The organism is Amycolatopsis sp. NPDC098790, from assembly GCF_044759945.1.
In the GTDB taxonomy this organism is placed as follows: domain Bacteria; phylum Actinomycetota; class Actinomycetes; order Mycobacteriales; family Pseudonocardiaceae; genus Amycolatopsis.
The window spans coordinates 1,127,268-1,146,225 of record NZ_JBIWAI010000001.1 but is presented as its reverse complement, the minus strand read 5'-3'; the positions used below and the strand labels follow the sequence as shown (position 1 = coordinate 1,146,225).

Below are 18,958 nucleotides of genomic sequence, written 5' to 3'. Positions count from 1 at the left end.
CGGGGCAACCGTTTGCTCTAGCATCGCAGCATGTCTGGATCAGCCGGCCGCCCCGGCGCCTCGAAGCCGCGGAGGCGGCGCAGGCGTCAGCGCGGCAGGCGCCTGACCACGGTCGACGAGACGTCGGCCGGCGGTCTCGTGGTGGACGCCGAGCGCGAACAGGCGGTGCTGATCGGCCGGCTCGACCGGCACGGCAGACTGCTGTGGTCGCTGCCCAAGGGCCACATCGAGGACGGTGAAACGGTGGAACAGACGGCCGTGCGCGAGGTCAAGGAGGAAACCGGCATCTCCGCGCGCGTGCTGCAGCCACTGGGCACCATCGACTACTGGTTCGTGGCCGAGCGGCGGCGCATCCACAAGACCGTCCACCACTTCCTGCTCGAAGCGCTCGGCGGCGAACTGTCCGACGAGGACGTCGAGGTCACCGAGGTGGCCTGGGTCCCGCTGGCCGAGCTGGAGACCAGGCTGGCCTACTCCGACGAGCGCAAGCTCGTCCGGAAGGCCGGCCGGCTGATCGAGGAACTTTTCGCGCGCCCGGACGTCCACGGACGAGACGAGCACGCCCCTGAGGGAGCCCCCGAGTGAAGCGGTTCGCCGCAGCCTTCCTTTCCGTCCTCTTCCTGGCCGTCCCCGCCCTCACCGGAGCCACGGTGGCCCAGGCGGAGGAAGGCGCGCGCCTGCGCGTCGACCTGACGCAGCTGAACCCGCGCGTGATCACGACGTCGTCGACGACGCTGACCGTCGCCGGCACGGTGACCAACACCGGCGACCGGAAGGTCACCCGGCCGCAGGTCCGGCTGCAGGTCGGCGAGCGCGCGACGACTTCGCGCGGGATCAACGACGTGTTGTCCGGCGCGGTCATCAAGGACACCCCGCTGACCGAGTTCACCTCGGTCGCCGACGTCCTGGAGCCCGGGCAGAGCGCACCGCTGAACATCACGGTGAACCTGACCGGCTCGAAGGCCGCGCAGTTCGGCAGCCCCGGCGTCTACCCGCTGCTGGTGAACGTCAACGGCACCCCGGAGTTCGGCGGGCCGGCCCGGCTGGGCGCGGTCAGCATGCTGATGCCGGTGCTGGCCAGGCCGGGCAAGGCGGCCGGGCACTCGTCGGCGGGCGCGCCGAGCATGACCCTGCTGTGGCCGCTGACCAGCAGCGTCCCGCAGGTGTACGCGGCGCCGTACGGCCAGCCGCTGGTGCTGCGCGACGACCGGCTGGCCGACGAGATCGGCCCCGACGGCCGGCTGAACGCGCTGGTCACCGCCGCGTCGACGGCCGTGCAGGGTGATCCGAGCCTCGCCAAGTCGATGTGCTTCGCGCTCGACCCGGACCTGCTGGCGACGGTCGACTCGATGACCCGCGGCTACCAGGTGCACACCGAGGGCGGCAACATCGGTGGCAAGGGCGTCCAGACGGCGAAGACGTGGCTCGCCTCGCTGCGCACCCTGCTGACCGGCCGGTGCGTGGTGGCGCTGCCCTTCGCCGACGCCGACCTGAACACCGTCTCCCGGATCCGTCCCGGCGACCCGATCCTGGTCGCGCAGGCGGCCGCGGCGGCGGCGACCATCCAGCAGGTCGCGGGCGTCACGCCGCAGACCGGCGTGCTCTGGCCGGACGGCACGCTCAACGAGGCCGTGCTCACCGCGCTCACCCAGGCCGGCGTCAAGACCGTGCTCACCGACGCGGCGAAGCTGGCTCCGGCCGGGGCCGGCGGCGGCGTCACCGTGCAGGGCGGCGCCGTGCGCGCCCAGCCGACCGACTCGCTGATCTCCGCGGCCATGTCCGGCGTGCCGAGCGTGCCCGACTCGGTCACCGTCGCCGTGAACACCGAGCGCGCGATCTCGAGCCAGAACGGGCTCGGCGCGCTCGCCTTCCGCGCGGGCCTCGGCCTGCCGTCCGGGCAGGAGCGCCCGGACCACCTGCTGGTCGCCCCGCCGCGGCGCTGGGACGCCCCGGCCGCCGAGCTCACGGCGTACCTGCAGCAGGTCGGCGACTTCCTCAACGCCGGGCTGGTCACGGCGCAGTCGCTCCCGTCGCTGCTGGACGCCGACCCGCAGGGCTCCGGCGCGGTCGGCGACGGCGGCCAGGACCCCGGCGCGGTCACCGACCCCGCCGCCGTCTCGACGCTGGCGAAGCTCGACGAGCAGGCCACCGGGATGGCGTCCGCGATGCAGCTGGACCCCACCAAGCGGGTGAAACCGGACGACGTCGTCGCGCCGGTCCGGCTGGCCGAGCTGCGCGGGGCCTCCACCGGCTGGCGGGGCCTGCCCGCCGACGCCGCGACCGCGAACGCCCAAGCCGAGATCGGGGCCATCAGCGACCGGGTGAGCGTCCAGCAGCCGCGGCAGACCATCGCGCTCGCGTCCGGCAACTCCCCGCTCCCGGTGTACGTGGTGAACGACCTGCCGGTCGGGATCAACGCCCGGTTCACCTTGAACAACAACATCGGCCTGCGCGCGGACGACCGCAAGGAGGTGTCGTTCCCCGCGGGCGGCGGACGGCAGTACTTCCTCCCCGTGGAGGCGCTGCGGGCCGGCCGGTTCAGCGTCGATGTGTCGTTGAGCACGCCGACCGGTACCCCGCTCGGGTCATCCGCGCGCTTCGAACTGACGTCGACGGAGTACGGCGCGATCACCATCATCGCGACCGTCGCCGCAGGTGTGGCCCTGCTTCTGCTCGCCTCCCGGCGCATCTACCGGCGGGTCAAGGACGCCCGGACGGGTCGCGACGTCGTGGACTGATCCGTCGGCCTTTGAGTGTTCCGGGCGGTTCCCGATTACCCTTGGTCCGCACGTGCGCGGCACCCGGCCGCGGCACCGGAGTAGAGCACCGAGGATTGGGCACGCGTTGGAGAGAGAGCCGGGCTTACCACCCGAGCGTGCGGGCCGTCCTCGGCGCGAAGGCGCTCAGCCCCCGCAACGGGGTGACGGGCCCCCGCGTCCGGCCCGCCGCCAGCAGCCGCCTCCGCCACCCCAGGAGCGCGGCCGCAGGCAGCCGCCCCGCAACGGGCAGACGCGCCAGATGCCGCCGCCGGACGACGCGACGGTCCGCGACCGCCGCCCGGTCCGCGACGACGGCCCACCCCGGCCGGCCCGCGACGACGGAGGCCCGCGGCGGCCCGCGCGCGACGACGCCCCACCCCGGCGGCCCGTCCGAGAGGACGGCCCGCCACCCCGGCGCCCGGCCCGCGACGACGCCCCGCCGCGAGACGGCCGCCCGGTCGACGGGCCACCTCGCGATGGCCGACCTGTCGACGGCCCACCCCGCGACGGCAGGCCCCTCCGCGACGACGGCGTGGTCCGCGACCAGCGGCCGCCGCGCGACGGCCAGCCGGTCCGCGACGACCTGCCTCCCAACGACGCGTGGCCCGTCCACGACGAGGCCCCGCCCCGCGAGCCGCAGCGTCCCGCCCGGCGCGTCCTGCCGCCGGGCGCTCCGCCTCAGCAAGGCCCGCCGCCACCGCGTGGCGGGCAGCCGCCGCGTGCCGGGGGTCCGGCACCCACGCGCATCCAGCCGGTGCCGCCCGTGCCGCCGCCCCCGGGACCACCCGGCCCGCCGTCGGCCCAGGGCCGGCTGCCGCAGCCCGCCCCGCCGGTGACCCCGCCGCCGGGCACCCCCGCTCCCGGCACCCCGCCGCCCGGCATCCCCGTGCCCCCGCGCGGGCGCGGCTCCCGGCGTCCCGCGCCGGTCCGGCCGTGGCAGGAGGAGGCCCAGCGCCCGCCCGACCCGGAGGCGACGCGGTTCATCCCGCGCACCGCCGGCGTCCCGATGAACTCGCGCTGGCCGGTCGCCGACCCGGACGTCATGCGCCCGTACGACGCGCTGGCCACCCAGGTCATGCCGGCTCTCAAGGGCCCGCTGGTCAAGCCGAGGCCCGGCGAAGAGGTCGAAGCGCCGGCCAAGGCGCCGTCGCTGGCGAAGGCGTCCGGCCGGATGGCGATCGCGTCGCTGATCAGCCGGATCACCGGCTTCCTGTGGAAGCTGCTGCTGGTCGCCGCGATCGGCCAGGGCATCGCGAACGACTCGTTCAACGTCGCCAACACGATGCCGAACATCATCTTCGAGCTGCTGATGGGTGGCGTGCTCGCCAGCGTGGTCGTCCCGCTGCTGGTGCGCTCGCAGGACGACCCCGACGGCGGGGCCGCCTACACCCAGCGGCTCATCACGGTGGCGTTCTCGCTGCTGCTGGTCGGCACGGTGGTCGCGGTGCTCGCGGCCCCCGCGTTCACGAGCCTCTACGTCGACTCGTCCGGCAAGGCGAGCGCGGACCTCACCACGGCGTTCGCCTACCTGCTGCTGCCGGAGATCTTCTTCTACGGCGTCTTCGCGCTGCTCTCGGCGGTGCTGAACGCCAAGCAGATCTTCGGCCCCACCGCGTGGGCGCCGGTGATCAACAACCTGGTCGTCATCTTCACGATCCTCGTCGTCTGGGTCATGCCCGGCGACATCGACACGGCCAACGTCTCGATCACCGACCCGAAGGTGCTGACGCTCGGCATCGGCGTCACCGGCGGCATCGTCGCCCAGGCCCTGCTGCTGGTGCCGCCGCTGCTGCGGTCCGGCTTCCGGTTCAAGTGGCGCTGGGGCATCGACAAGCAGATGAAGGAGTTCGGCGGCCTCGCGCTCTGGATCCTCGGCTACGTCGCCGTCAGCCAGATCGGCTACACGATCAACACGCGCGTGCTGACCACCGGTTCACCCGGTGGTGTGACCGCGTACAGCAACGCCTGGCTGCTCTTCCAGCTGCCGTACGGCGTCATCGGCGTCTCGCTGCTGACGGCGATCATGCCGCGGATGAGCCGCGCGGCCGCCGACGGCGACCACAAGAAGCTGATCGGCGACCTCTCGTACGCGTCCCGGATCTCGACGGTGATGCTCGTCCCGATCTCCGCGGTGATGACCGTGGTCGGCGGCTCGATCGGCATCGCGCTGTTCACCTTCGGCAAGGGCACGGTCGACACCGCCGAGCGCCTCGGCGACGCCCTCGCCATCTCGGCGTTCGCGCTGCTGCCGTACGCGCTGGTCATGCTCCAGATGCGCGTCTTCTACGCGATGAAGGACGCCCGCACGCCGACGCTGATCATGATCGTGATGACGCTGGTCAAGGTGCCGCTGCTGTACCTGTGCCCGGTGCTGCTGTCGCCGGACAACGTCGTGCTCGGCGTCATGATGGTCAACGCGCTGACGTTCGTCGTCGGCGCGATCCTCGGCCAGGTCTGGCTCTGGGTGACGCTCGGCAACCTGCGCAGCAAGCGGGTGATCGGCGTGATCCTCTTCACGGTGGTCGCGAGCGCACTCGGCGTCGGCGCGGCGTGGGTGGTGGGCCAGGTCGTGCCGGACTCCTTCGGGCCCAAGCTGGGCGCCTGGGTCAAACTGTTCCTGCAGGGCATCGTCGGCATCGTGGTGTCGTTCGGCGTGCTCATGGCGCTGAAGGTGGAGGAGCTGAAACCGGCCACGTCGAGGTTCACCCGGTTGATCAAGCGGGGGTAACGATTCCGGTACGGAAGGCGACGACTCGTGCGTCGTATTCTGGGTACCCTCGACACCGGGGATCGAGCGGGAGCGAGTGAGGGTGGACACGAGGCGGAGCGAACAGGCGGGGGGTGCGAACCACGTGGGCAAGGCCCAGGTCGGATCGCTGGCCCCCGGGCGTGTGGTCGGCGACGGCCGCTACCGCCTCCTCGCGCAGTTCGGCGTGGACGAGCGGGGCGACGCGCACCTCTGGCGCGCCCGGGACGGGCAGCTGAAGCGGGACGTCGCGCTGACCCTGCTGGTCGGTGACCCGGCCGACCCCGAAGCCGCCCGCCTGGCCCGGCGGACCCTCGAACGCGCAACGCACGCGTCGAAGTTCGGCCACGGCGGCGTCGCCCGCGTGCTCGACGTGCTCGCGCTCGGCAGCGGCATCACCTCCAGCGAAGGCCTGCTCGGCGTCGTCGTCGCGGAGTGGACCAAGGGCAGCGACCTGGTCGACCTCGTCGCGCAGCGGCCGGTGGCGCCCGCCGCGGCCGCGCGGATGGTGCAGGCGCTGGCCGAAGCCGTCGAGCAGGCCCACCAGAACGGGCTCGTCCTCGGGCTCGACCACCCGCAGCGCCTCCGCCTGACGCCGAACGGCGCGCTGAAGCTCGCGTTCCCCGGCCCGCTGCCGGAGGCGACGCTGCGCGACGACGTCAAGGCGCTCGGCGCGGTCCTGTACCTGCTTCTCACCGGCCGCTGGGCGCTGCCCGGCGGCCCGCCCGCGATCCAGCCGGCCCCGCTGTCGCCGCAGGGGCGGATCGTCCCGCCGCGCCAGCTGGTGCCGACGGTCCCGGCCGACCTGTCGTCGCTGGCCGTCCGCACGATTGAGGACGGCGGCAACGGCGGCATCCGCACCAGCGCGGCCATCCTCCGCATGCTCGACCAGGTGGCCGAGGAGGAAGAGCGCACCCAGCTGATCAAGGCCGTCGGCGGGGACCCGGCCGAGGGCGAAGGCACCGTCTGGACGACGAAGAAGCCGGTCAAGGACGTCGCCCGGCGGCGCAAGCTCGCGCTCGGCGTCACCGTGCTGGTGGTCGCGACGGTCGTCATCCTCGCCTGGGGCGGGCTGATGCTGATCAACGTCTTCCAGGGCGACTCGAAGGCGAGCGGGCCGACGATCAACGTCGCCGCGCCGCCGGCGTCGAGCCAGCCCGCCGGGCAGCCGCCCGCGTCCAGCCCGCCGGCCCCGCCGCCGTCGCCCACCGTGGGCGCCGCGGTGGCCCCGCAGGCCGCGGCCGTCTACAACCCCGACGGCAAGGGCGACAACACCGCGCGGGCGAAGTACGCGATCGACGGCAAGCCCGAGACGCAGTGGCGGACCGAGCAGTACAAGCAGCAGTTCCCCACCATCAAGCCGGGTGTCGGCCTGGTCGTCACCTTCAAGGACCCGATCAACCTCAGCCAGATCAAGGTCGAAGGCGGCACGCCGGGCACCAAGGTGGAGATCCGCTCGGCGACCGAGAAGAACCCCGACTTCGACGACACGAAGGTCGTCGGCAACGGCGACCTGAAGGACGGCGAGACGACGATCCCGCTGGCCCAGCCGACGCAGGGCGAGTACTTCATCGTCTGGATCACCCAGCTGGGTGGCGACGACGGGAAGTTCCAGACCGAAATCGCCGACCTGACGTTCCTGCCTGCGGGGTGACGCACCCGACAGGGTCAGTAGGCTCTTGCGGGTGACAGCTGCAGCTCCCACGGATGCGGATCTGATAGCGGCTCACGCCGCGGGGGACCCCCATGCGTTCAGCGAACTCGTCCAGCGACATCGCGACCGCATGTGGGCGGTCGCCCTGCGCACGGTCCGCGACCCCGAAGAGGCCGCCGACGCGTTGCAGGACGCGTTCATCTCGGCGTTCCGGGCCGCCGACAAGTTCCGCGCGGAGTCGCAGGTCACGACGTGGCTGCACCGGATCGTGGTGAACGCCTGCCTCGACCGGATCCGCCGCCGCCAGGCCCGCCCGACCGTGCCGCTGCCGGAAACCGGCTTCAACGAGCCGGCCACCCCGCGCGACTCGATGGCCGAGCGCGAGACGAGCCTGCTCGTGCGCGAGGCCCTCGACCAGCTGCCGGAGGACCAGCGCGCCCCGATCGTGCTCGTCGACGTCGAGGGCTACTCCGTCGCGGAGACGGCGAAGATGCTCGGCATCGCCGAAGGCACCGTGAAGAGCCGGTGCGCGCGGGGCCGCGGAAAACTCGCGAAGGTTCTCGGGCACCTGCGGAACCCCGATGCGATTGCGAACGTCCCAACTCACGAAAGCAAACGGGCCGGGCGCCAGCCGGGTAGCGGGGAGGGACGATGACGGACGAAAGCCGGGGGATCGGGGGGACCGTCGGTCCGCCCTGGTCTGTCGACGTGCTCGCCGATCTCCACGCCGGCGTCCTGGACGACGCCGAGGCGGCCGAGCTGTGGCCGCTGGTGAACGCCGACCCGGAGGCCCGGGAGATCCTCGCCGCCCTCGACGCGACGCAGGCCGACCTGGCCTCGCTCGCCGACGTGCCCGCCCCGCCGATGCCCGCCGAGTTCGCGGCCCGTCTCGACGCGGCCTTGGCCGCCGAAGCAGCCGCCAAGTTTCCGGAGCCGCGGACGGCACCGGAGCAGGGGAACGCCCCGGTGGTGGACCTCGCGGCCGCACGGCGGCGCCGGAACAAGCGGCTCGGCTGGGCCGCCGGCGTCCTGACCGCGGCCGCGGCGGCGGTCGTCGCCGTGACCGTCGCGATCCCGAACACCGCGCAGCAGAGCGGCACGCCGAACGTGGCGGCCCCGGCACCGACGGGCCCGTCAGTGGGCAGCGACGGCAGCGGCGCGCAGGCCCTGATCGGCAAGGCGGTCGGCGTCCGCGACTTCGGCCCGTTGCAGACGGAGGACAAGCTGGACGCGTGCATCGCGGCCGCCGGGCTCGACCCGGAGGTGCGGCCGGAGGGCATCCGCCCGGTGAACGTCGGCGGCAAGGCCGGGGTCATGATCATCCTGACCACCGGCAAGCTCGCGCAGTTCCGGCTCGTGGCCTTCGGCGCGGACTGCGGACCCGGCAACCCGGCGGTGCTGTTCGACAAGGTCGTCGGGGAGAAGTAGCGGCTGTCACGGCCGGGAACACGGCCACCTACGATCGTGTTGAGCCTGGTACAGGTCACTACGAGCGGAGGTCACGGGTGGCTGCCGAAGAAATCAGGAACCTGATCGTCGTCGGATCGGGTCCTGCCGGATACACCGCTGCCGTCTACGCGGCACGGGCCCAGCTGGAACCGCTGGTGTTCGAGGGCACGCAGTTCGGCGGCGCGCTGATGACGACGACCGAGGTCGAGAACTTCCCCGGGTTCCGCGACGGCATCATGGGTCCGGACCTGATGGAGGAGATGCGCAAGCAGGCCGAGCGCTTCGGCGCCGAGCTGCGCGCGGAGGACGTCGAGTCGCTGGAGCTGACCGGGGACGTCAAGTACGTCGTCGCGAACGGCAAGCGCTACGCCGCCCGCGCGGTCATCCTCGCCATGGGTGCCGCGGCGCGGTACCTGAACGTGCCGGGCGAGCAGGAGCTGCTCGGCCGCGGTGTCTCGGCCTGTGCGACCTGTGACGGCTTCTTCTTCCGCGACCACGACATCGTGGTCGCCGGCGGTGGCGACTCGGCGATGGAGGAGGCGACCTTCCTGACGAAGTTCGCGAAGTCCGTCACCGTCGTGCACCGGCGCGACGAGTTCCGCGCCTCCAAGATCATGCTCGAGCGCGCCCGCGCGAACGAGAAGATCAAGTGGAAGCTGAACTCGCAGATCACCGGCGTTGTCGGCGACGGCAAGGTCGAGGGTCTGCAGCTGAAGGACACCAAGGACGGCTCGGAGTCGACGCTGGACGTGTCCGGCTTCTTCGTCGCGATCGGCCACGACCCCCGCAGCCAGCTGGTGAAGGGGCAGGTCGAGCTGGACGAGGACGGCTACGTCGTGACGAAGGACAAGACGTCCTTCACGAACCTCGACGGCGTCTTCGCGGCCGGCGACCTGGTCGACCGCACCTACCGGCAGGCCATCACCGCCGCCGGTTCCGGGTGCAGCGCGGCGATCGACGCGGAACGATGGCTCGCGGAGCACGGCGAATCGGACGCGCACGAGGCGGCCGAGCTCGTCGGCGGCGGCTACGGCGCGGGCACCAACTGACTTTCCGGCGTTCAACCACCCCCTTGGAGGAGAAACCATGGCCAACACCGTCAAGGTGACCGACGCGACGTTCGTCGACGAGGTCCTGACCAGCGAGAAGCCCGTTCTGGTCGACTTCTGGGCGACCTGGTGCGGCCCGTGCAAGATGGTCGCGCCGGTGCTCGAGGAGATCGCGGCCGAGAAGGGCGACAAGCTGACCATCGCCAAGATCGACATCGACGAGAACCCGAACACGCCGCGTGACTACCAGGTGATGTCGATCCCGACGCTGATCCTGTTCCAGGGCGGCAAGCCGGTGAAGCAGATCGTGGGCGCCAAGCCGAAGGCCGCGCTGCTGTCGGACCTCGCCGACGTCCTCTGAAGTCGATCAAGCCCGGCGGACCCGGGGCCTGCGAGAACCCTCTCGTGGACCCCGGGTCCGCTGCCGTTCGGGGGAATGCGACCGGTGTGGGTGAATCAAGCGTGACCGGGGCCACGAGGGGTACTCCACGATCGGGCTCTTGACGAACCTACTGGGCCTGCGCTGTCACCGAGAGTTGGCAAGGCACAATAGAGGACCTGGGCCCGTCCCAGCGAAGGTTTTCTTGCCACGCACCGAGCCCCCCGACTCGGTGCCCTAGGAAAGAGCGAGGAGTGCATGCGGGTACTCCGCCGCGGTGACGCCGGTCCGGACGTCGCCGAGATCAGGTCCATCCTGGCCGGGATGGACCTGCTCCCGCCGGTCACCGGTACCGACGACTACGGCACGTTCGACGTCGCCGTCGAGCACGCCGTCCGTGCCTTCCAGCAGCGCCGTGGGCTGATGACCGACGGCATCGTGGGTCCGGCGACCTTCCAGGCGCTCAAGGGCGCCAGCTACCACCTGGGCAGCCGCCCGCTGTCGTACATGATCGCGTCGCCGGTGCACGGCGACGACGTCTTCACGCTGCAGGAGCGGCTCACGGAGCTGGGCTTCGACGCCGGCCGCCCGGACGGCTACTTCGGCCCGGCCACCGAGCGCGCGCTCAAGACGTTCCAGCGCGACATGCGCCTGACGCCGGACGGCATGTGCGGCCCGGCGACCATCCGCGAGCTGCACCGCCTGTCCTCGCCGCGGGCCCGCGGCGGGCGCCCCGTGTTCCTGCGCGAGCAGGAGCAGGTGCGCCAGGCCGGTCCGCGCCTGCGCGGCAAACGCATCGTGATCGACCCGGGCCACGGCGGCGACGACCTCGGCGTGGTCGCCGGCGGACTGCGTGAAGCCGACATCGCCTGGGACCTCGCGCGCCGCCTCGAAGGCCGGATGAAGGCCACGGGCATGGAGGCGCTGATCTCCCGCGGGCCGAACCACAGCCCGACCGAGCTGGAGCGCGCCAAGTTCGCCAACGACGCGGGCGCGGACCTGTTCCTGTCCCTGCACAGCGACAAGAACCCGTCGCCGCGCGCCCAGGGCGTCGCGAGCTTCCACTTCGGCAACGGCAACGGCACGACGTCCACGGTGGGCGAACTGCTGGCCGGCTTCATCCAGCGCGAGGTCGCGGCCCGCACGGGCCTGCAGGACAACCGCACGCACTACAAGTCGTGGGACATCTTCACCCGCACGCGCTGCCCGGCGGTCCGGATCGAGATCGGCTACCTGACGAACCCGGACGACGCCCGCAAGCTCGGCGACCCGGCGTTCCGCGACATCGTCGCGGAGGGCATCCTGATCGCCGTCAAGCGCCTGTACCTGCTCGGCGAGGGCGACCAGCCGACGGGAACGTTCACGTTCGCCGACGTCCTGGCGCACGAGCTCGCCAAGGCCGAATAGGGCCGACCACAACCCCTAGCGGCTCACCTTCACCTGCCCCACCACCCCTGGGGACGCACGCGCTGCGTCCCCAGGTTTTCGGGCAGTCATCCACAGCTTGTCCACCGCGTCTAGCAGCGCTCTGTGGATAACTCGGCACTTCTTCCACAGCTGTGCACACGCGTGTCGCGCCCGTGCTCAGGCACGGGCGCAAACGTTTGCGGGTGGGTCAAGCGCGGCCGAGACTCGGCTCGGCCGTCGTGATCGTCACCTGGCCGAGCAGCCGTTCGAGGGCCGCCTCGACGTCTTCCTTCCAGGTGATCGCCGAGCGCAGTTCCAGGCGCAGCCGCGGCCACTTCTGGTGCGGGCGGACCGTCTTGAAGCCGACGCTCTGCAGGAACGCGGCCGGCAGCACGCAGCTGTGGCCGCCGTCGGGGTCGGTCTCGTCGGGGCGCGCGTCGCCGAACGCTTCGATCGCGCGGACGCCGCGTTTGGTCAGGTCCTTGGCGACCGCCTGGACCAGCATCCGGCCGAGGCCGCCGCCGCGGAACTCGGGGAGGACCTGGAACGCCGTCAGCAGGACCGCGTCCGCGCTCGGCGGGGACGTCGGGAAGGCCAGCGAGCGCGGGACGGCGTTCGGCGGGGCGTACAGCACGAACCCGACCGGCAGCGTGTCGCTGTAGACGATGCGGCCGCAGGAACCCCACTCGAGCAGGACGCTGGAAACCCAGGCTTCCTTCTCGACCTCGGTGGCGCCGAACTCCTCGGCCTGGTTCTTCAGGTGCGGGGCCAGCTCCCAGTACACGCACTGGCGGCAGCTCTTCGGCAGGTGCTCGAGGTTGTCCAGTGTGACGCCCACGACGCGACGCGACACCCGCGACCTCCCCTGACCTGCTGCTCCCGACCGGCCGCCCGGGCCGTCAAGCCGCGCTGGAGCGCGGCACGACACGGGAGCCAGGATCGAGGATAGGCCGATGTGACGAGCGCCGAAAGGCCAGGGGTACCGGATGGGTGCCCGGTTACACTCGACTGGATCTGCTGCGCTCTTCACAGGCAGCCCATCCATCGAGCCCCGGGTGAATCGTCGATGACCGAGAACCGCCCCAGCAAGCCGCACAGCGGCCGGCCGAGCAGTGGCCGTCAGAACCTCGACCCGCACCTCGAGCGGTACGCCGCGCGCACCGCCGGGATGACCGCCTCCGAGATCCGGGCGCTGTTCGCGGTCGCCAGCCGGCCCGAGGTGGTTTCGCTGGCCGGCGGCATGCCGAACCTGGCCGCGCTCCCGCTCGACACGCTGTCGGCGCAGGTGGCGGAGATCATCGCCGAAGACGGCCTGGTTGCCCTGCAGTACGGCTCGGCGCACGGCGTGCCGGTGCTGCGCGAGCAGATCTGCGAAATCATGGCCCTGGAGGGCATCAAGGCCCACCCGGACGACGTCGTGGTGACCGTCGGCTCCCAGATGGGCCTCGACATGGTCACGCGGCTGTTCTGCGACCCGGGTGACGTCGTGATCGCCGAAGGCCCGTCGTACGTCGGCGCGCTGGGCTCGTTCGCCGCGTACCAGGCGCAGGTCGTGCACGTGGCGATGGACGACCAGGGCCTGGTGCCGTCGTTGCTGCGGGAAGCACTCGATCAGGCGAAGAAGGCCGGTCGCCGCGTCAAGTTCCTGTATACGATCCCGAACTTCCACAACCCCGCCGGCGTCACGCTGGCCGTGGAGCGCCGCGCGGAGATCCTCGAGATCTGCCGCGAGCACAATGTCCTCGTCGTCGAAGACAACCCGTACGGGTTGCTCGGCTTCGACGGCCAGACGTACCCGGCGCTGCGCTCGACCGACCCCGACAACGTCGTGTACCTCGGGTCGTTCTCCAAGACGTTCGCCTCCGGCCTGCGCGTCGGCTGGGTGCTCGCGCCGCACGCCGTGCGCGAGAAGCTCGTGCTGGCGGCGGAGTCGGCGACGCTGTGCCCGCCGACGTTCAACCAGATGATCGTCTCGCGCTACCTGGCCACGCACGACTGGAAGGGCCAGATCAAGAAGTTCCGCGAGAACTACCGCGACCGGCGCGACGCGATGCTGTCCGCGCTGGAGCAGTACCTGCCCGCGGGGTGCTCGTGGACCAAGCCGGACGGCGGGTTCTACGTCTGGGTGACGGTGCCGGAAGGCGTCGACACGAAGGCGATGCTGCCGCGCGCGGTGACCGCGCGGGTGGCGTACGCGTCCGGAACCGGCTTCTACGCGGACGGGTTCGGCAGCCGGCAGATGCGGCTGTCCTACTGCTACCCGACGCCGGAGCGCATCCGTGAGGGCGTGCGCCGGCTGGCTGCCGTGCTGGAGTCCGAAATGGACCTGGCGCGCACCTTCGGTAGCGTGGGCTCGCGCCAGATCCAGGGGCCGCAGAACCCGTCCCCGGACACGGTCTAGATCTTCTTAAGGAGTTCCCACGGTGGTCGACCGTACCGTTGCCGTGCTCGCCGGCGGGCTTTCGCACGAACGCGACGTCTCGCTGAGGTCCGGGCGGCGGCTCTCCGCGGCGCTCAAGTCCGAAGGCCTCGGCATCGAGGAGTGGGACACCGACGCGGGCCTGCTGGAGCGCTTGCGCACCCAGCGGCCGGACGCGGTGGTCGTCGCCCTGCACGGAGGCGAGGGCGAGAACGGCTCGGTGCAGACGGTCCTGGAGATGCTGGACGTGCCGTTCGTCGGCACCGGCTCCCAGGGCTGCCGCCGCGCGTGGGACAAGCCGACCGCGAAGGCCCTCATCGAGAACGCCGGGTTCACCACGCCGGGCTGGGCGGTGCTGCCGCACAGCACGTTCCGCGAGCTGGGCGCCCAAGCGGTGCTCGACGCGATGGTCGAGCGCCTCGGCCTGCCGCTGATCCTCAAGCCCGACCAGGGCGGCTCGGCGCTCGGCACCCAGGTGGTCCGCGAAGCGGCGGAACTGCCGGCGGCGATGGTCGGCTGCTTCGCGTACGGCGACACAGTGCTCGCCGAGCGGTTCGTGGACGGCGTCGAGGTGGCCGTGACGGTCATCGAGGGCGAGAACGGGCCCGAGGCCCTGCCGGCGGTCGAGATCGTCCCGGAGAGCGGCGTGTACGACTACACGGCCCGCTACACGGCCGGCCTGACGGACTTCTTCACCCCGGCCCGCCTCGACGACGCCGCGGCCAAGGCGGTGGCCGAGCTGGCCGTCGCCGCGCACCGCGTCCTCGGCCTTCGCGACATCTCGCGCACCGACGCGGTCGTCGCGGCGGACGGCACGGTGTACTTCCTCGAAGTGAACCCGTCGCCGGGTCTCACCGAGACGTCGACGGTGCCGATGGCGATCGAGGCCGCGGGCAAGTCGCTCGGCACGGTGTTCGGCGAACTGATCGGTCGCGCGATTTCCCGCTGACTCCTCTCACGCGAAAGGCCGCCTCGGAACGTCCGTGGCGGCCTTTTTCGTGTCGCGGTTGATCATCACCCGGTGTGGTTACCGCGACTGCGTCGAGCAATCATCACCGTGACGAAACACCCCGGGGTGATCCCTAATCGGTTTTCGGTGTCTGATTCGTCCCGTTCGCATCGATGATCGCGACGATCCGCTCGAGGTCGTCGACCGAGCCGAACTCGAGCGTGATCCGGCCCTTGCGGCGGCCGAGGTCGACCTTCACCCGGGTGTCGAACCGGTCCGAAAGCCGGTTCGCGAGCTCCTGCAGTCCCGGCGCCTGGATCGGCTTGCGCGGTGCGGGCTTCGGCTTGGCCGGCTTCTCGCTCTTCTTGAGCGTGACGGCTTCCTCGGTCGCCCGGACCGACATGCCTTCCGCGATGATGCGGGCGGCGAGCTCTTCCTGGCTGTCGGCGTCCTCCAGCGAGAGCAGCGCGCGGGCGTGGCCGGCGGACAGGACGCCCGCGGCCACCCGGCGCTGCACCGGCAGGGGGAGCTTCAGGAGCCGGATCGTGTTGGTGATGACCGGCCGGCTGCGGCCGATCCGGCTCGCCAGCTCCTCGTGCGTGACCGCGAACTCGTCGAGCAGCTGCTGGTACGCCGCCGCCTCTTCGAGCGGGTTCAGCTGGACGCGGTGGATGTTCTCCAGGAGCGCGTCGCGCAGCATCGACTCGTCGGCGGTCTGCCGGACGATCGCCGGGATCGCTTCGAGCTCCGCCTGCTGCGACGCGCGCAGCCGGCGCTCGCCCATGACGAGCTCGTACTCGTCGTCCCCGAGCTCGCGGACGACGATGGGCTGCATGAGCCCGAACTCGCGGATCGAGTGTTCGAGCTCGGCGAGCGCGTCCTCGTCGAAGACCTGACGCGGCTGCTTCGGGTTCGGCTTGATCGAGCTGACCGGGATCTCGCGGTAGACGGCGCCGGCGACCTCGCCGCCGTGCGTCTTCGCCTGACCGTTGGCCGCGAACCAGCCCTTGTCCTCGGCCGCCTTCTTGTCCGCGGCCGGGTCTCCGGCCGCGGGCAGCGGTCCGCCGGGGGCGGGCCCGGTCGGGATCAGGGCGGCGAGGCCGCGCCCCAGCCCTCCTCGGCGCTCGGTCATGTCGAACTACCCTTCTCCAGCTGTGCGCCGCGCTCGGCGATCTCCTTGGCCGCGTCGACGTAGCTCATCGCACCGCGCGAACCAGGATCGTAAGCGAGGACGGTCTGGCCGTACCCGGGCGCCTCCGAGACCTTGACGCTGCGCGGGATGACGGTCTTGAGGACCGTGTCGCCGAAGTGGTTGCGCACCTCGTTCGTCACCTGGTCGGCCAGCTTGGTCCGGCCGTCGTACATGGTGAGGAGGATCGTCGAGACGTGCAGCTCGCGGTTGAGGTGCTGCTGCACGAGCTCGATGTTGCTCAGCAGCTGCCCGAGCCCTTCGAGCGCGTAGTACTCGCACTGGATCGGGATGAGCACCTCCTGCGCGGCGACCATCGCGTTGACCGTCAGCAGGCCGAGCGAGGGCGGGCAGTCGATGAAGACGTAGTCGACGCCGATCTCGTCGAGGATTTCCGAGGAGATGGCCTCCTTGAGCCGGGACTCGCGGGACGCCATCGAGACGAGCTCGATCTCGGCGCCGGCGAGGTCGATCGTCGCGGGGACGCAGAAGAGGTTGGGGGACTGCTCGGTGGGCTGCGCGGCGTCCGCCAGCGTCACCTCGCCGATGAGCACCTCGTAGATCGAGGGCGTCCCGGACCGGTGGTCGACGTCGAGCGCGGTGCTCGCGTTGCCCTGGGGGTCGAGGTCGACGACGAGCGTCTTGAGCCCGTGGACGGCGAGCGCGGCGGCGAGGTTGACCGTGCTCGTGGTCTTGCCGACGCCGCCCTTCTGGTTGGCCACGGTCATCACGCGGCGGCGCCCGGGGCGGGGGAGTTCCCCCTCCTTCGGGTGCAGCAGACGCGCGGCGCGGGCGGCTTCTTCGGCGATCGGGGTCCAGCCCACGTCGGGGGTGGTCTCCGTGGAGTCGGACGGCGGGGGATTCACCGGTCTCGACACCTCCTCCATCTAGACGTCTGGTCGGTGGTCGAGTCGCGTCGTTTCACGTGGAACATCGCGGCCCGTTAACGCTTCTTGCTCCGCGCCTTCGGCTTGCTTGCGGCTGGGAGGCGGCGGATCTTCACGACCGTGCTGGGGACCTCTAGTACTGCGGCACCGCATTCGACGATCAGTGGGTCGGCCCCGCCGGCCTTGCGGATGGCGGCGCCGTCCCGCTCGATCTCGTCCGCCGCGCTGGCGCCCTTGAGAGCGACCAGGAAGCCATCGGAGCGAACGAGCGGCAAGCACCAGTCCGCGAGCTTGGCGAGCGGGGCAACCGCGCGAGCGGTGACGATGTCCGCGCCACCGAGCTGCTCACGCACAGGCCGCTCCTCCGCGCGTCCACGGACGACGGTGATCGGGAGTTCCAGCTTCTCGGCCACCTCGGCCAGCCAGTCCACCCGGCGGGCCATCGGTTCGAGCAAGACGATATCGAGGTCCGGTCGCGCGATCGCGAGCGGTACTCCCGGAAGCCCGGCACCCGACCCGACATCGACGACGCGGGCACCCTCGGGCATCTGCTCACCGATGACGGCCGAGTTGAGCACGTGCCGTTCCCACAGCCGCTCGACCTCTCGCGGCCCGATCAGCCCACGCTCCACGCCGTGCCGCTCGAGGAGTTCGACGTACCCAGCCGCTTGGTCCACCCGCGAACCGAACACCCGCTCCGCCGCGGCCCGCACCGTCGCCGCGGCCTGATCCAAGCTCACTCCGTCTACTCCTCGTCCGCGCGTTTCACGTGAAACGTGCTCCGTCGATTGTCCCCGATGCCGAGCCGAAAACGAGCCGACAGTCCGCAGATGTGCAGAACTCCACTCGGCCAGCCGCGTCGAGGGGGCGGTTCCACGTGAAACATCAAGCTTGTAATTCGTCTGAACGCGGCGCCGCGTTCCGCAGCCGGATCCCGCTGAAGCCGAGCGAGCTCCCCGCGGCGGCGTCCACGAACTGCCACAGGTTCCGCATCACCCGCAGCTCGATCCCCGCCGACGCGTGCAGCGCCAGCAGATCACCGACCGGCTCCGGCGGGCCGAGGGGGACCACCGGCGTCACCGCCACCATCGCGTGCGCGTGCTCGCCGAACGACTCGAACGCCGACGCGGCGAACCGGTACGCGTACAACCGGACCGTCCGCATCGCCGCCAGCCACTCGTACTCGATCGCGTGCACACGATCCGAGCCGAGCCACGTCCGGTCCGCCGGTGTCGTCGACGGCACCACCCACGCCATCGCGCGCGGGCACTGGCGGGGGAACCAGTAGTCCGGCGCCCGCTCCGCGCCGACCGCCCACACGTATGCCTCCGGCTGCTGAGCCGTCGCGGCGACGTGCGGCTCGAAGCGGGTGATCGTCGGGTCCTCCGAGAAGTGGACGACCTCACCGGGTGCCGGGCGCATGCCACAAAAGAAGCGGCCCCACCTGACCGAGTCAAGTGGGGCCGCTTCGGCGGAACCGGGTCTCAGGACTCCGGGAAGATCACCACGCGGCGCTTCGGGTCCTCGCCCTCGCTCTCGCTCGTGACGCCGGAGACCGCCGCCACCGCGTCGTGCACGACCTTGCGCTCGAACGGGCTCATCGGCTGCAACCGCACCCGCTCGCCGCTCTGCAGGACCGACTCCGCCGTCGAGCGGCCGAGCTCGCGCAGCTCCTCGCGGCGGTCCGCGCGCCAGCCCGCGATGTCCAGCATCAGGCGGCTGCGGGAGCCCGTCTCCTGCTGGACCGCCAGGCGGGTCAGCTCCTGCAGCGCCTCGAGCACCGTGCCGCGCGGGCCGACGAGCTTCTCGAGGTCCTCGCCGCCGTCGATGCTGACGATCGCGCGGCCGGCTTCCACGTCGAGGTCGATGTCACCGTCGTAGTCGAGCAGGTCGAGCAGGCGCTCGAGGTAGTCGCCGGCGATGTCGCCCTCCTGGACGAGGATGTCGTCGCCTGCCGCCTTCTGCTCACCCGCTTCGCCTTCGGCCGTCTCCGGGGTCACGTCGTCCTTATCGGCTTCGATCGTGTCGATCGTCTCCGACATCATTCGTCTCCTCTCCGAACCGGTCGCGC

Annotated in this window: 18 protein-coding genes; 11 read left to right on the top strand and 7 right to left on the bottom strand. The window is 71.4% G+C overall.

Annotated features, from left to right (window positions below; all coding sequences use genetic code 11):
* The first annotated feature begins 30 nt into the window (after positions 1 to 30).
* Together ACIQWX_RS05775 and ACIQWX_RS05770 are read left to right on the top strand one after the other, a co-directional pair.
* Positions 31 to 585, top strand: coding sequence for an NUDIX hydrolase (locus tag ACIQWX_RS05775; protein ID WP_400866088.1), 555 nt, complete (start codon positions 31 to 33; stop codon positions 583 to 585).
* Positions 582 to 2,738, top strand: a complete 2,157-nt coding sequence (locus ACIQWX_RS05770; protein WP_400866085.1) for a DUF6049 family protein — start codon at positions 582 to 584, stop codon at positions 2,736 to 2,738. The genes ACIQWX_RS05775 and ACIQWX_RS05770 overlap by 4 nt, the downstream gene beginning before the upstream one ends.
* 124 nt (positions 2,739 to 2,862) lie before the next feature.
* Here ACIQWX_RS05770 and ACIQWX_RS05765 read toward each other — a convergent pair whose 3' ends face one another.
* Positions 2,863 to 3,444, bottom strand: coding sequence for a hypothetical protein (locus ACIQWX_RS05765; RefSeq protein ID WP_400866082.1), 582 nt, complete (start codon positions 3,442 to 3,444; stop codon positions 2,863 to 2,865).
* Positions 3,445 to 3,765: 321 nt separating this feature from the next.
* Here ACIQWX_RS05765 and murJ point away from each other — a divergent pair, with 321 nt between their 5' ends.
* The 7 genes from murJ (at position 3,766) to ACIQWX_RS05730 (ending at position 11,443) form a co-directional block, all read left to right on the top strand.
* Positions 3,766 to 5,487: a murein biosynthesis integral membrane protein MurJ gene (gene murJ, locus ACIQWX_RS05760; protein ID WP_400869404.1), complete on the top strand. Its 1,722-nt coding sequence runs from the start codon at positions 3,766 to 3,768 to the stop codon at positions 5,485 to 5,487.
* 82 nt (positions 5,488 to 5,569) lie between these two features.
* Complete coding sequence (locus ACIQWX_RS05755; RefSeq protein ID WP_400866079.1) at positions 5,570 to 7,159, top strand: hypothetical protein; 1,590 nt, start codon at positions 5,570 to 5,572, stop codon at positions 7,157 to 7,159.
* Positions 7,160 to 7,190: 31 nt separating this feature from the next.
* Entirely contained in the window at positions 7,191 to 7,814 is a 624-nt protein-coding gene (sigM, locus tag ACIQWX_RS05750; protein WP_086679039.1) for an RNA polymerase sigma factor SigM, read from the top strand.
* The gene (locus ACIQWX_RS05745) at positions 7,811 to 8,587 is read left to right on the top strand and encodes a hypothetical protein (RefSeq protein WP_400866076.1); all 777 of its coding nucleotides are present in this window, start codon (positions 7,811 to 7,813) and stop codon (positions 8,585 to 8,587) included. The genes sigM and ACIQWX_RS05745 overlap by 4 nt, the downstream gene beginning before the upstream one ends.
* A gap of 77 nt (positions 8,588 to 8,664) precedes the next feature.
* Complete coding sequence (trxB, locus tag ACIQWX_RS05740) at positions 8,665 to 9,657, top strand: thioredoxin-disulfide reductase (protein WP_400866073.1); 993 nt, start codon at positions 8,665 to 8,667, stop codon at positions 9,655 to 9,657.
* Positions 9,658 to 9,694: 37 nt separating this feature from the next.
* Entirely contained in the window at positions 9,695 to 10,018 is a 324-nt protein-coding gene (gene trxA / locus ACIQWX_RS05735; protein WP_072475336.1) for a thioredoxin, read from the top strand.
* Between the two features lie 276 nt (positions 10,019 to 10,294).
* The gene (locus tag ACIQWX_RS05730) at positions 10,295 to 11,443 is read left to right on the top strand and encodes an N-acetylmuramoyl-L-alanine amidase (protein ID WP_400866069.1); all 1,149 of its coding nucleotides are present in this window, start codon (positions 10,295 to 10,297) and stop codon (positions 11,441 to 11,443) included.
* A 208-nt stretch (positions 11,444 to 11,651) separates the two neighbouring features.
* Here ACIQWX_RS05730 and ACIQWX_RS05725 read toward each other — a convergent pair whose 3' ends face one another.
* Entirely contained in the window at positions 11,652 to 12,296 is a 645-nt protein-coding gene (locus ACIQWX_RS05725; protein ID WP_257922727.1) for a GNAT family N-acetyltransferase, read from the bottom strand.
* A 213-nt stretch (positions 12,297 to 12,509) separates the two neighbouring features.
* Between ACIQWX_RS05725 and ACIQWX_RS05720 the strand changes: the two genes are divergently transcribed.
* A complete protein-coding gene (locus ACIQWX_RS05720) occupies positions 12,510 to 13,844 on the top strand; it encodes a PLP-dependent aminotransferase family protein (RefSeq protein ID WP_400866065.1) in 1,335 nt (444 codons plus the stop codon).
* 22 nt (positions 13,845 to 13,866) lie between these two features.
* The gene (locus tag ACIQWX_RS05715) at positions 13,867 to 14,811 is read left to right on the top strand and encodes a D-alanine--D-alanine ligase (protein ID WP_400866062.1); all 945 of its coding nucleotides are present in this window, start codon (positions 13,867 to 13,869) and stop codon (positions 14,809 to 14,811) included.
* 133 nt (positions 14,812 to 14,944) lie between these two features.
* On the opposite strand, the gene ACIQWX_RS05710 is transcribed toward ACIQWX_RS05715, so the two are convergent.
* The 5 genes from ACIQWX_RS05710 to ACIQWX_RS05690 form a co-directional block, all read right to left on the bottom strand.
* Positions 14,945 to 15,943: a ParB/RepB/Spo0J family partition protein gene (locus tag ACIQWX_RS05710; RefSeq protein WP_400866059.1), complete on the bottom strand. Its 999-nt coding sequence runs from the start codon at positions 15,941 to 15,943 to the stop codon at positions 14,945 to 14,947.
* A complete protein-coding gene (locus tag ACIQWX_RS05705; RefSeq protein ID WP_400866056.1) occupies positions 15,940 to 16,866 on the bottom strand; it encodes a ParA family protein in 927 nt (308 codons plus the stop codon). The genes ACIQWX_RS05710 and ACIQWX_RS05705 overlap by 4 nt, the downstream gene beginning before the upstream one ends.
* Before the next feature lie 77 nt (positions 16,867 to 16,943).
* The gene (rsmG, locus tag ACIQWX_RS05700) at positions 16,944 to 17,627 is read right to left on the bottom strand and encodes a 16S rRNA (guanine(527)-N(7))-methyltransferase RsmG (protein WP_400866053.1); all 684 of its coding nucleotides are present in this window, start codon (positions 17,625 to 17,627) and stop codon (positions 16,944 to 16,946) included.
* Between the two features lie 145 nt (positions 17,628 to 17,772).
* A complete protein-coding gene (locus ACIQWX_RS05695) occupies positions 17,773 to 18,309 on the bottom strand; it encodes a DUF6886 family protein (protein ID WP_400866050.1) in 537 nt (178 codons plus the stop codon).
* Between the two features lie 62 nt (positions 18,310 to 18,371).
* The gene (locus ACIQWX_RS05690; protein WP_400866047.1) at positions 18,372 to 18,932 is read right to left on the bottom strand and encodes a protein jag; all 561 of its coding nucleotides are present in this window, start codon (positions 18,930 to 18,932) and stop codon (positions 18,372 to 18,374) included.
* Between the last annotated feature and the right edge of the window lie 26 nt (positions 18,933 to 18,958).